This is a genomic window from Rubneribacter sp., assembly GCF_965361815.1.
Genome location: NZ_CBDTNW010000179.1, coordinates 1 through 10,065 on the forward strand (window position 1 = coordinate 1; position 10,065 = coordinate 10,065).

Sequence of the window (10,065 nt, forward strand, 5' to 3'; positions counted from 1 at the left end):
GGCCGTTCGCGTAGAACAGCGTCATGCCCACCTTCATCCACGCCGCCTTGCCCTGCAGCGCGTCCGCGAGGTCGAACGCTTCCTCGATGCCGCAGTCCAGCGCCACGATCACCCGATCGCGCGCCGCCGCGCTTTCGAACGAACTCACCATTCCAACGCTCCTATCAGCTCGTTGACGTCCTTCACGCCGTGCCTCTCGCAATACTGCGCCATTCCGTCGATGATTTCAACCGTGGCGCAGGGATTGGAGAAATTCGCGGTGCCGACGGCCACCGCCGTGGCTCCGGCCAGCATGAACTCGACGGCGTCGACGGCGTTCGAGATGCCGCCCATGCCGAGCAGCGGCACGTCCACCGCCTTGTGGCACTCCCACACCATGCGCAGCGCTACCGGCTTCACGGCCGGGCCCGACAGCCCTCCCACGCCGCGCGCGAGCTGCGGGCGGCGGCGCTCCGCGTCGATGGCCATGCCCATGAGCGTGTTGATGAGCGACAGCGCGTCGGCGCCGGCGGATACCGCGGCGCGGGCTATCTCGGCGATGTCGGTGACGTTGGGCGTGAGCTTCACGATGAGCGGGCGCTTGGTGGCAGCGCGGCAGCGGGACACCACGGCCTCCACGCTGTCTGCGCACGTGCCGATGGTCATGCCGCCCGCATCCACGTTCGGGCACGAGATGTTCACCTCGTACGCGTCCACCGGCGCATCCTCAAGCGCCTCGATGACCTGCACGTACTCGTCAAAGCTATGGCCCGACACGTTCGCGATCACCGTGGCGCCACGCTCTTGCAGCCACGGCAGGTCCACCTCTTTGAGGTGCGCCACCCCGGGGTTTTGCAGGCCGATGGAGTTGAGCATGCCCGAGGGCGTCTCGGCGATGCGGGGGCACGCGTTGCCCTCCCAGCCGTTGAGGGACACGCCCTTGGTGGTGACGGCGCCAAGCGCGGACACGTCCACGAAGTCGCCGTACTCGCGCCCCGCAGCGAACGTGCCCGACGCCACAGTCACGGGATTTCTCATGGAAAGGCCGCCCAAGTCGACAGCGAGCGCCACGTCTGTGGGAGCCGTCGTGAGCGGAAGCGCGTTCTCCACTCCGGACATCTACCACACCACCTTCCGCGCATCGAAGACGGGTCCGTCCACGCAGGCCCGCCGCTTGCCGTCCACCGTGTCCACCACGCACGACAGGCAAGCGCCCACGCCGCACGCCATGCGCTTCTCCAGGGACACCTCGCAGGGCACGTCCGCCGCGGCCGCCATGCGCGCCACCGCCTTCATGAGAGGCTCGGGGCCGCACACGGCCACGTAATCGTAGGGCTCGCCCGCTTCGGCCGCCTCGGCGAGCGCCTCCTGCGCAAGCGGCGTGCAAAAGCCCGCGCGTCCGAAGCTGCCGTCGTCGGTGGAGCAGCGAGGCGCCCCGCAGCCGCAGCTCGCGCCCTTGGCCAGCAGCTCCTCGAAGCGGCTGCGGAACACGAGGGCCTCCTTCGTTTGCGCGCCCAGCACCACGTCGGTGCGCACGCCCAAGGCAACCAGCTGCTCGCAGAGCATGTACAGCGGGGCCGCGCCCGCGCCGCCGCACACCACCAGCACGCGCCGCGCGCCCTTAGGCGGCTGCCAGGGCCGGCCGACCGGGCCGATGAGCTCCGCGCCGGACACGTGGTCGGCGCGCTCCGGCTCGATGCGCGACATGTGGTCGGTGCCGAACCCCACCACCTGATAGAGGATCTCCAGCGTCCCTGCGGCGGCGTCGCGCGAGTAGATGCCGAACGGGCGCCGCAGGATGTGCGCCTCCTTGCCCGGCACCTTCATGTGCACGAACTGCCCCGGCTTCGCGCTGGCCGCTATCTGCGGCGCGGAAAGCTCCATGAGGTAGAGGCTCGGGCCCACGCATTCGTTCTCGAGGATGCGCGCCCTCTCGTTGACCAGTGCCACGTGCGTACCTTCCCTCTCATCGAAGCCGCCGCATCGTTGACGGCAGCGTGCGTGCCTCTTCGGCGCTGATTGTAGCATCATCGCTGCTGAGAGGGCCTGCGCCTTGAAGGAATGCGCGAGAAAACTCCAAGCAAGGAGCGCAAACGATCGAAAAGGGCCGCCATCGGCATCGCTTTCGGTCGTAAACCGGCGTCAGGCATCGCCTTCGAAGAAGGGCACGGCGCGGGCGAGCCACTCTTCGGGCAGGTAGATGGACAGGTAGCCGTGATCGTAGCCCTTCGCTTCGTAAAGGACGGCCGACCCCACATAGCTTTGGAAGAGCCGGGCCGACTTCTTCACACATTCCATCTCTTTCTCGCCGTACCAGTACTGCACCTCGGCCTTCGTGGTGCGCACGCCGTCTTTGAGCCGGTAGCGGCGCATGTACGTGTTGTAGATGCTCACCATGGTCTGCTTGGGCAGGCGCGGCATGTCCTCAAGGTAGCGGGCGACAAGCTCGTCGGGGTAGAGCATCTTCGCCGGCAGCACCTTCGGCATGGCTTTGATCTGGCGCCGCGCCGCCTTCTCGCCGAACATGAGGCCCCAGCACGTGCGCACGAGCGCGATGCAGCAGAGGGCCATGAAAGGCTGCGGGATGCACAGGCTGCCGTCGATGATGGCCTTTTCGGCCACGTCGGGACGGCGCGCCAGCAGCTCCATGACGATCTGGCCGCCCAGCGACACGCCGCCGAGCGCGAACACGCGCCCGCCGCACCGCTCGTCGATATAGGCCAGCAGCTTGTCGGCCGTGGCCTCGGTGGACACGTAGGGAACGTCGCGCTCCTCGCCGTGCCCGTCCATCGTGGGCAGCACCACGCGGTAGCGATCCGACAGGGCACGCGCCTGGCGCAGATAGTTCCACCAGCAGTTGCCGCCGCCGTGGATCAGGATGATGCACGAGGCGTCTTCGGGCCCGAACTCGTGGAAGTTCATGCGCGGCTTCGCGCGAGCGCGTACACCTTCTCAACGACCCCGCGCACGAGACGTTCTTCCACCACCTCGATCATGCCGTGCTCCTCGAGCAGCTTCACGTGGTGGTACACCGTTGCGCACGGCACGTCGTCCAAGTGCTCCACAATGTCCGATGTGCGCACGCGGCCGCGCAGGCGCAGGTACTGCATGATGCGCAGGCGCGCGGGATTGAGCAGAAGCCTGTCGATGTCCATGAGTGCCTTTCGTTGACTCCCCATCATAGAACGATTTTCTATTATCGTCCAAGTTTTTAGACTATACAAGACGCCTTGATGAGGAAGGCAGCGAAGGTGTCGATGCTTTGGCAAAGCGCTTGGCGAACCTTGCGCTTGCGGCCTCGATAGGGGAACATGGACGCCGTCGCCGACGGGCGGGCGGCGCTGCATCCCGACGAGCGGGGCGCGCTGCCGCTCGACCCTGCGGTATCGGGTTCTTCCTGCTGCACCCCGAAGGCGGCGGCACGTTCGATCTCTTCGGGATGCTGCTCGTTCTCGTCGCCTTCCTCGCGCTCATCGTCGCGCACGAGCTCATCCACGGCCTGGTGTGGGGCATCTGCGCGAAGCGGCATTGGAAGGCCGTCTCGTTCGGTGTGATTTGGAAGTACCTCACGCCGTACTGCACGTGCGACGAGCCGCTGTCCCGGCGCGCCTACGTCGCAGGCGCGCTCGCGCCCACCATCGTGCTCAGCCTCGTGCCGGTGGCCGTCGCGTACGTCACCGGGTCCATCCTCTGGTTGGGAATCGGGCTGCTCATGATCCTGGGAGGCGGCGGCGACCTGGCCATCGTGCTCAAGATGCTGCGCTTCAAGCCCGACGACGCCGACGTGCTCTACCTCGACCACCCCTACGAATGCGGCCTCGTGGCGTTCGTGCGCTCGAGCGCCCGCACGTAGCGCACTTCGCGCAGCGGCGCGCCGCCCACCTCAACGTCAAGGACGTCGCCGTTGCAGACGAAGCCGCACCGCTCGTAGAACGCGCGCGCCGCCGCGTTTCCTTCGAGCACCCACAGGCAGACGGAGGCGAACCCCTCGGCGCTCAACGCGTCGAGGGAGGCCTGCAGCAGGCGCGACCCCCAACCGGCGTGCAGGTGCTCGGGTCGCACGTAGATCGAGACAACCTCGCCCCATGAGAAAAAGGCCTCGTCGCGCGCAGGGCCATAGGTGCTGACGCCCACCACCTCGCCGCCCTCGCACGCGATCCAGGTGCGGCGGGCGCGGGCGGCGAGCGACCCCGTCCAATCGTCGGGCGAGAGCGCGTCGAGGTACGCCTGCGGCACCAGCCCCCGATAGGCCGCCCGCCAGCTCGCCGCATACACCCCCGCCACTGCCCGCAGATCGTCGCCCGAATTCAGACGACGGACAATACGCTGCCCGTTGCTCATATGCTTATCGTTCGGATTCAAGGATGTTTTGTCCACGCGCGAGAACATTTATCTCGTTGCCATATCGTTACGCCTTCGACCTCGATGGCCTCGAGAAGAGGACTTGCATCAGGAAGCTCGCTTCTCTCGTAAACGTCGACGCGCTTTCCAGATGCCTCGTGAAGCTCTTCTGCGATATCGAAAATCGAATGCCCGCGAAAAAATTCACGCGCCATGATGGGTTTGAGCATCCCCGTCAGCTCGTCAATCGTGTATATCTTGGTATCGACCATGGCACCGCTTTTCACCAAACATTTCTCAATCATTCTAACGCGTTGGCGCTTGCCGTCATCCGGTGAGCAGCGTTCTGAAACGTATTCGCCTCACCTCAGCTCCAGCACGCCGCGAAGATGCCCGAGGATCGAGCGCATCGTGGCATCATCTGCGCTTCCGATGAAACGGTAACCTCGCCGGGCAAGGTCGATGCTGCGAACCTGCTCGACGCAGGCGAACCCTACGGCACCGGAAGTGCCCATAACCGGAAGGTGCAACGGGTAACCATTGTCTTTGCTGGTCACAGGCACTACAACCACAAGACTCGAACGAGCGTTGAACCCGTAGCCGCTCACGACGACGGCAGGACGAACCTTGGCAGGCTCGTGACCGACAGAAGGGTTGAAATCCACCTCGATGAGGTCTCCTTGCTCGAGAACGCCCCTCATGAGACAACCTCTTTGCCAACATCCTCGCCCCAATCGCATTCGCCAGGAAGGTAATCGCCGTCGTAGGCCGAGAACGCCTCCTCCATGGACACGTAAGGAACATCGCACACGACACGATGCTCGGTTTCGGGACGCAGCATGATGAACGAGCCTCGCTCGTCATGGCCGACGATCATGTCAAGCGCCGACCCCAGGTTCACACCCACGCGCTCGCACACCTCGCGTGGAATGCGCACGGCACGCGATGTGCCCCACGAACACAGACGCGTGGGTTTTCTCAGTGGTTCGATCATAGCGCGCCTCCTAGATATCTATAGAGATATCTTATCACGAAGGAGAATCGATCGCAAGAGGGCCGGATGGCGCGCGAAGCGCGACGCGCCATCCGGCGGCAGCGTCAGCGCATCGGCTCCCACTGCGGGAGGTCTTGCAGGGCTACGGCGGTGAGGCCGGCGGAGCGGGCCACCTCCATGCCGGCCACCATGGCCTGGGCGCCGGCGAGGTTGGTGACGTGGGTCACGCCGTGCTTGACGGCCTCCAAGCGCAGCTCGTAGCCGTCGGCACGGGTGGCGTGGCCGAAGGGGGTGTTGATCATGAGGGCCACCTCGCCCGCCGCTATCATGTCGCGCACGTTGGGCGAGCCTTCGTGCACCTTTTTCACCTCGTCGCATTCGATGCCGGCCGCGCGCAGCGTGCGCGCCGTGCCGGCGGTGGCCACCACGTGAAAGCCCAGCCGCACGATGTCGCGCGCGATGCTCACGACGGCGCGTTTGTCGCGGTCGCACACGCTGACGAACACCGTGCCGCCTTGGGGCAGCGCGTAGCTGATGGCCAGCTGCGTTTTGGCGAAGGCCGCCGGGAAGTTCCGCGCGATGCCCATGACCTCGCCGGTTGACTTCATCTCCGGCCCGAGCACCGTGTCCGCGCCAGGGAAGCGGCCGAAGGGCATGACGGCCTCCTTCACGCTGTAGTGCTCCGGCCGGCGGTCGTCGGGCGGCAGGCCCAAGTCAGCGATCCTCTCCCCCGCCATGATGCGGGCAGCGCACTTCGCCAGCGGCACACCTGAGGCCTTGGAGGCGAAGGGCACGGTGCGGCTGGCGCGCGGGTTGGCCTCGATGATGTAGATGACCTGGTCTTTGATGGCGAACTGCACGTTGATGAGCCCCACCACCCCCAGACGCAGGGCCAACCGGCGCGCGATGCTTCTCAGCTGCGACACCAGCGCCTCCGAGAGCGCGAACGGCGGCGTGCAGCAGGCCGAGTCTCCCGAGTGGATGCCGGCCATCTCGATGTGCTCGAGCACGCCGCCCACGTACGCCTGCTCGCCATCGCAAAGCGCGTCGAGGTCCACCTCCACGGCGCCTTCCAAAAACCGGTCCAGGTACACCGGGTGATCGGGCGTGATCTTGGCGGCCTCGGTCATGTACTTCTCCAGCTGGGCGCCGTCGTAGACGATGCCCATGCCACGCCCGCCCAGCACGTAGCTGGGGCGCACGAGCAAAGGAAAGCCTATCTGGTCGGCCACGACGCACGCCTCCTGGTAGGTGGAGGCCATGCCGGCAGCGGGGTACGCGATGGAAAGCTCGTCCAGAATAGCGCTGAACCGGTCGCGGTCCTCGGCCAGATCGATAGCCTCCGGCGAGGTGCCCATGATGGGCACGCCGGCTGCGGCCAGGGCGTTCGCCAGCTTGAGCGGCGTTTGCCCGCCAAGGGTGACCACCACGCCGTCGGGCCGCTCCGCATCCACCACATCCATCACGTCCTCGAACGTGAGCGGTTCGAAGTAGAGCTTGTCGGAGGTGTCGTAGTCGGTGGACACCGTTTCCGGGTTGCAGTTCACCATGATGGTCTCGAACCCGGCCTCGGCAAGCGCGTAGGAGGCGTGCACGCAGCAGTAGTCGAACTCGATGCCCTGACCGATGCGGTTCGGGCCCGCGCCCAGGATCATGACGCGTTTGCGCGTGCGCGGGCCGGGCGCTTCCGTCTCGTCGGCGTCGTAGGTTTTGTAGCGGTAGGCCGTGGTGCTCAGAAACTCCGCCGCGCAGGTGTCAACCGTTTTGAATGCCGGCACCACGTGCAGCATCTTGCGGCACGTGCGCACGGTGGCCTCGTCGGAACCCGTGAGGCGCGCGATCTGCACGTCTGACAACCCATAGCGTTTGAGCAGGCGGAACGCATCGGCGTCAAGCTCGTCGAGCGCCTTGCCGCGCAGGTTCTCCTGCACGCGCACCACATCGGCCATGCGCGCCACGAAAAACGGGTCCACCCCGCTTTTCGCGCTCACGCGCTCGACCGGCCAGCCGCGGCGCAGCGCCTCGGCCAGATAGAACACGCGGTCGGCGGTGGGACGGCGCACGAGGCCCTCCAGCTCGGCGTCGGGAAGCGCGCCCTCGTTACCCGCGCCGTCCGCGCCCAGTCCCGCGCGGCCGTTCTCCAGCGAGCGCAGGGCCTTGCCGAGCGCCTCCTCGAACGTGCGGCCGATGGCCATGACCTCGCCGACGGCCTTCATGCGGGTGGACAGCGTGTCGTCGGCGCCTTGGAACTTCTCGAACGCGAAGCGCGGCACCTTCACCACGCAGTAGTCGATGGACGGCTCGAAGCAGGCAGGCGTGACCTTGGTGACGTCGTTCACGATCTCGTCAAGCGTGTAGCCCACGGCCAGCTTCGCCGCCGCCTTCGCGATGGGGAAACCGGTGGCCTTCGAGGCCAGCGCCGAGGAGCGCGACACGCGCGGGTTCATCTCGATGACGATCATGCGGCCGTTTTCAGGATTCACGGCGAACTGCACGTTCGAACCGCCCGTCTCCACGCCGATCTTCTCCAAAATGGCGAGCGACGCTGCGCGCATGCGCTGGTACTCCACATCCGAGAGCGTCTGCGCGGGGGCCACGGTGATGGAATCGCCCGTGTGCACGCCCATGGCGTCAAAGTTCTCGATGGAGCACACGACGATGCCGTTGCCGGCGGCATCGCGCATCACCTCCATCTCGAACTCCTTCCACCCCTCGATGCTCTCCTCCACGAGCACCTCGCCGGCCGGCGAGAGCTCCAGACCCTGGCCCACGATGAGGGCAAGCTCGTCGCGGTCGTGCGCAATGCCGCCGCCCGCGCCGCCGAGCGTGAACGAGGGGCGCAGCACCACGGGGTAGCCGATCTCGTCCACGATAGCTTCGGCGTCGGCCACGGAGTAGGCGTAGCCCGAGCGCGCCGTCTCGATCCCCAGATCGGCCATGCAGTCGTTGAAGAGCCTGCGGTCCTCGCCGCGCTCGATGGCCTCAAGGTCGCAGCCGATCATCTCCACGCCGTGCTTGTCCAGCACGCCGGATTTCGCCAGCTCCACCGCGGTGTTGAGGCCGGTTTGCCCGCCGAGCGTAGGCAGCAGCGCGTCGGGCCGCTCGCGTTCGATGACTTGCTCCACAAACTCGGCCGTGATGGGTTCCACGTAGGTGCGGTCGGCCAGCTCGGGATCGGTCATGATGGTGGCGGGGTTGGAGTTCACGAGCACCACGCGATAGCCGTCAGATTTCAGCATTTTGCACGCCTGCGCGCCCGAGTAGTCGAACTCGCACGCCTGCCCGATGACGATGGGGCCGGATCCGATGACAAGGATGGTTTCGATGTCGGTGCGCTTAGGCATGGGCGCCTCCTTCCGTCGCCGGCACGCGGCACGCAGCTCCCGGCGCCGCAGCCTGCCGCGCGCCGAACGTCCAGCCGGCCAGGCGGTCCCGCGCGATGTCGATATCCAGATAGTCCCCGCGACCTCCCATCAGCCGCATGAACGCCGTGAACAGGTAGTGCGCGTCGGTGGGGCCGGGCGCGGCCTCAGGATGGTACTGCACGCTGAACGCGGGGATGTCCAGAAACGCGATGCCCTCCGCCGTGCCGTCGTTGAGGTTCACGTGCGTGAGGCGGATGCGGCCGAAGCGATCGTTGCGCACGACGGGCGCGATGCCGGCGCGCGCCCAGAAGCGCAGGTCGCCGTCGGCCGGATGCGCCGTCTTACCGCCCGAGAACTCCGGCATGAGCGGCCCCAAGCTCGGAAACACGATGCCGAATCCGTGGTTTTGCGCCGTGATCTCCACGCGGCCCGCAAGCAGGTTCATCACGGGATGGTTGCCGCCGCGGTGGCCGAACTTGAGCTTCTCCACCTGCGCGCCCGCCGCCTTGCCGATCATCTGGTGCCCCAGGCAGATGCCGAACACGGGCACGTGCCCGAGCAGCTTCTCCACCTGGGTGTACGTGCCCTCCACGGCCTCAGGATCGCCGGGGCCGTTCGACAGGAACACGCCGTCGGGCCGCCTTGCCAGCACGTCCTCGGCCGGCGTGTCCCACGGCACCACGGTCAGATCGCACCCTGCGCGCACGAGGTTCTGCAGGATGGAGCGCTTCGCACCGCAGTCGTAGGCGACCACCGAGAAACGCGCCTGCGCAGGCGGGACGAGCGCGAACGCCTGGCTTTCCGGCAGGTCGGCGGGCTTGAACCGGTAGGGCGCCTTGCACGACACGCCGGCCGCCAGGTTCGCGCCCACGATGGAGCCGCTCGTGCGCACCTTCGCAAGCAGGCTCGCCTCGTCGGCGTCCTCGGTGGACAGCACGGCGCGCATGGCGCCGCGCTCGCGCACATGGCGCACGAGCGCACGCGTGTCCACGCCCTCGATGGCCACCACGCCGCGCTCGCGCAGGTAGTCGGGCAGGCTCATGGTGCTGCGCCAGTTCGAGGGGGCGGCGCACATATCGCGCACCACCAGGCCCCGCAGCGCGGGCGCGCCCGACTGGCAGTCATCCGGGTTCACGCCGTAGTTGCCGATCTGAGGATACGTCATCGCGACGATCTGCCCCGCGTACGACGGGTCGGTGACGACCTCCAGATACCCCTCCATCGAGGTGTTGAAGCAGATCTCGCCGAACACCTCCCCCGCCGCCGCGCACGCCGTGCCGCGGAACGTCGTCCCGTCCTCCAGCACGAGCAGCGTGGGGGCGCAAAAGGGGTTTGGAGGTTCCTCCAACAAACGCCCCAACACCCCTATACCCACAATTTCCTCCC

11 protein-coding genes are annotated in these 10,065 nt (G+C 66.7%); 1 reads left to right on the plus strand and 10 read right to left on the minus strand.

Translation table 11 applies throughout. From position 1 onward, the window contains the following. Positions 1-144 precede the first annotated feature (144 nt). From ACWKY3_RS12910 to ACWKY3_RS12925, 4 genes are all read right to left on the minus strand, one after another. On the minus strand, positions 145-1,098 hold the full coding sequence (locus tag ACWKY3_RS12910) for a dihydroorotate dehydrogenase (RefSeq protein WP_449316801.1): 954 nt from the start codon (positions 1,096-1,098) through the stop codon (positions 145-147). Further along, positions 1,099-1,929, minus strand: coding sequence for a dihydroorotate dehydrogenase electron transfer subunit (locus tag ACWKY3_RS12915; protein ID WP_449316802.1), 831 nt, complete (start codon positions 1,927-1,929; stop codon positions 1,099-1,101). It lies immediately after the preceding gene. A gap of 192 nt (positions 1,930-2,121) precedes the next feature. Continuing rightward, a complete protein-coding gene (locus ACWKY3_RS12920; protein ID WP_449316803.1) occupies positions 2,122-2,901 on the minus strand; it encodes an alpha/beta fold hydrolase in 780 nt (259 codons plus the stop codon). Continuing rightward, positions 2,898-3,134, minus strand: a complete 237-nt coding sequence (locus tag ACWKY3_RS12925; protein ID WP_449316804.1) for a helix-turn-helix domain-containing protein — start codon at positions 3,132-3,134, stop codon at positions 2,898-2,900. The genes ACWKY3_RS12920 and ACWKY3_RS12925 overlap by 4 nt, the downstream gene beginning before the upstream one ends. 107 nt (positions 3,135-3,241) lie before the next feature. On the opposite strand from ACWKY3_RS12925, the gene ACWKY3_RS12930 reads away from it, so the two are divergent. Continuing rightward, a complete protein-coding gene (locus tag ACWKY3_RS12930) occupies positions 3,242-3,832 on the plus strand; it encodes a DUF3267 domain-containing protein (RefSeq protein ID WP_449316805.1) in 591 nt (196 codons plus the stop codon). Here ACWKY3_RS12930 and ACWKY3_RS12935 read toward each other — a convergent pair. The 6 genes from ACWKY3_RS12935 to carA form a co-directional block, all read right to left on the minus strand. Beyond that, a complete protein-coding gene (locus tag ACWKY3_RS12935) occupies positions 3,784-4,320 on the minus strand; it encodes an N-acetyltransferase family protein (protein WP_449316806.1) in 537 nt (178 codons plus the stop codon). The two genes, ACWKY3_RS12930 and ACWKY3_RS12935, sit on opposite strands and share 49 nt — an antisense overlap. Before the next feature lie 17 nt (positions 4,321-4,337). Beyond that, a complete protein-coding gene (locus ACWKY3_RS12940) occupies positions 4,338-4,592 on the minus strand; it encodes a hypothetical protein (protein ID WP_449316807.1) in 255 nt (84 codons plus the stop codon). A 90-nt stretch (positions 4,593-4,682) separates the two neighbouring features. Continuing rightward, on the minus strand, positions 4,683-5,021 hold the full coding sequence (locus tag ACWKY3_RS12945) for a type II toxin-antitoxin system PemK/MazF family toxin (RefSeq protein ID WP_449316808.1): 339 nt from the start codon (positions 5,019-5,021) through the stop codon (positions 4,683-4,685). Then, positions 5,018-5,314, minus strand: a complete 297-nt coding sequence (locus ACWKY3_RS12950; protein WP_449316809.1) for an AbrB/MazE/SpoVT family DNA-binding domain-containing protein — start codon at positions 5,312-5,314, stop codon at positions 5,018-5,020. The genes ACWKY3_RS12945 and ACWKY3_RS12950 overlap by 4 nt, the downstream gene beginning before the upstream one ends. A gap of 104 nt (positions 5,315-5,418) precedes the next feature. Next, positions 5,419-8,658, minus strand: a complete 3,240-nt coding sequence (carB, locus tag ACWKY3_RS12955; protein WP_449316810.1) for a carbamoyl-phosphate synthase large subunit — start codon at positions 8,656-8,658, stop codon at positions 5,419-5,421. After that, positions 8,651-10,057, minus strand: coding sequence for a glutamine-hydrolyzing carbamoyl-phosphate synthase small subunit (gene carA / locus ACWKY3_RS12960; protein ID WP_449316811.1), 1,407 nt, complete (start codon positions 10,055-10,057; stop codon positions 8,651-8,653). Before carA ends, carB begins: the two co-directional genes overlap by 8 nt. Between the last annotated feature and the right edge of the window lie 8 nt (positions 10,058-10,065).

What these genes read in the sequence shown, in the direction of transcription:
- ACWKY3_RS12925 (WP_449316804.1), bottom strand. Translation starts at nt 3,134, where the DNA reads ATGGACATCGACAGGCTTCTGCTCAATCCCGCGCGCCTGCGCATCATG.
- carB (WP_449316810.1), bottom strand. Translation starts at nt 8,658, where the DNA reads ATGCCTAAGCGCACCGACATCGAAACCATCCTTGTCATCGGATCCGGC.
- ACWKY3_RS12920 (WP_449316803.1), bottom strand. Translation starts at nt 2,901, where the DNA reads ATGAACTTCCACGAGTTCGGGCCCGAAGACGCCTCGTGCATCATCCTG.
- ACWKY3_RS12940 (WP_449316807.1), bottom strand. Translation starts at nt 4,592, where the DNA reads ATGGTCGATACCAAGATATACACGATTGACGAGCTGACGGGGATGCTC.
- ACWKY3_RS12935 (WP_449316806.1), bottom strand. Translation starts at nt 4,320, where the DNA reads ATGAGCAACGGGCAGCGTATTGTCCGTCGTCTGAATTCGGGCGACGAT.
- ACWKY3_RS12950 (WP_449316809.1), bottom strand. Translation starts at nt 5,314, where the DNA reads ATGATCGAACCACTGAGAAAACCCACGCGTCTGTGTTCGTGGGGCACA.
- ACWKY3_RS12910 (WP_449316801.1), bottom strand. Translation starts at nt 1,098, where the DNA reads ATGTCCGGAGTGGAGAACGCGCTTCCGCTCACGACGGCTCCCACAGAC.
- ACWKY3_RS12945 (WP_449316808.1), bottom strand. Translation starts at nt 5,021, where the DNA reads ATGAGGGGCGTTCTCGAGCAAGGAGACCTCATCGAGGTGGATTTCAAC.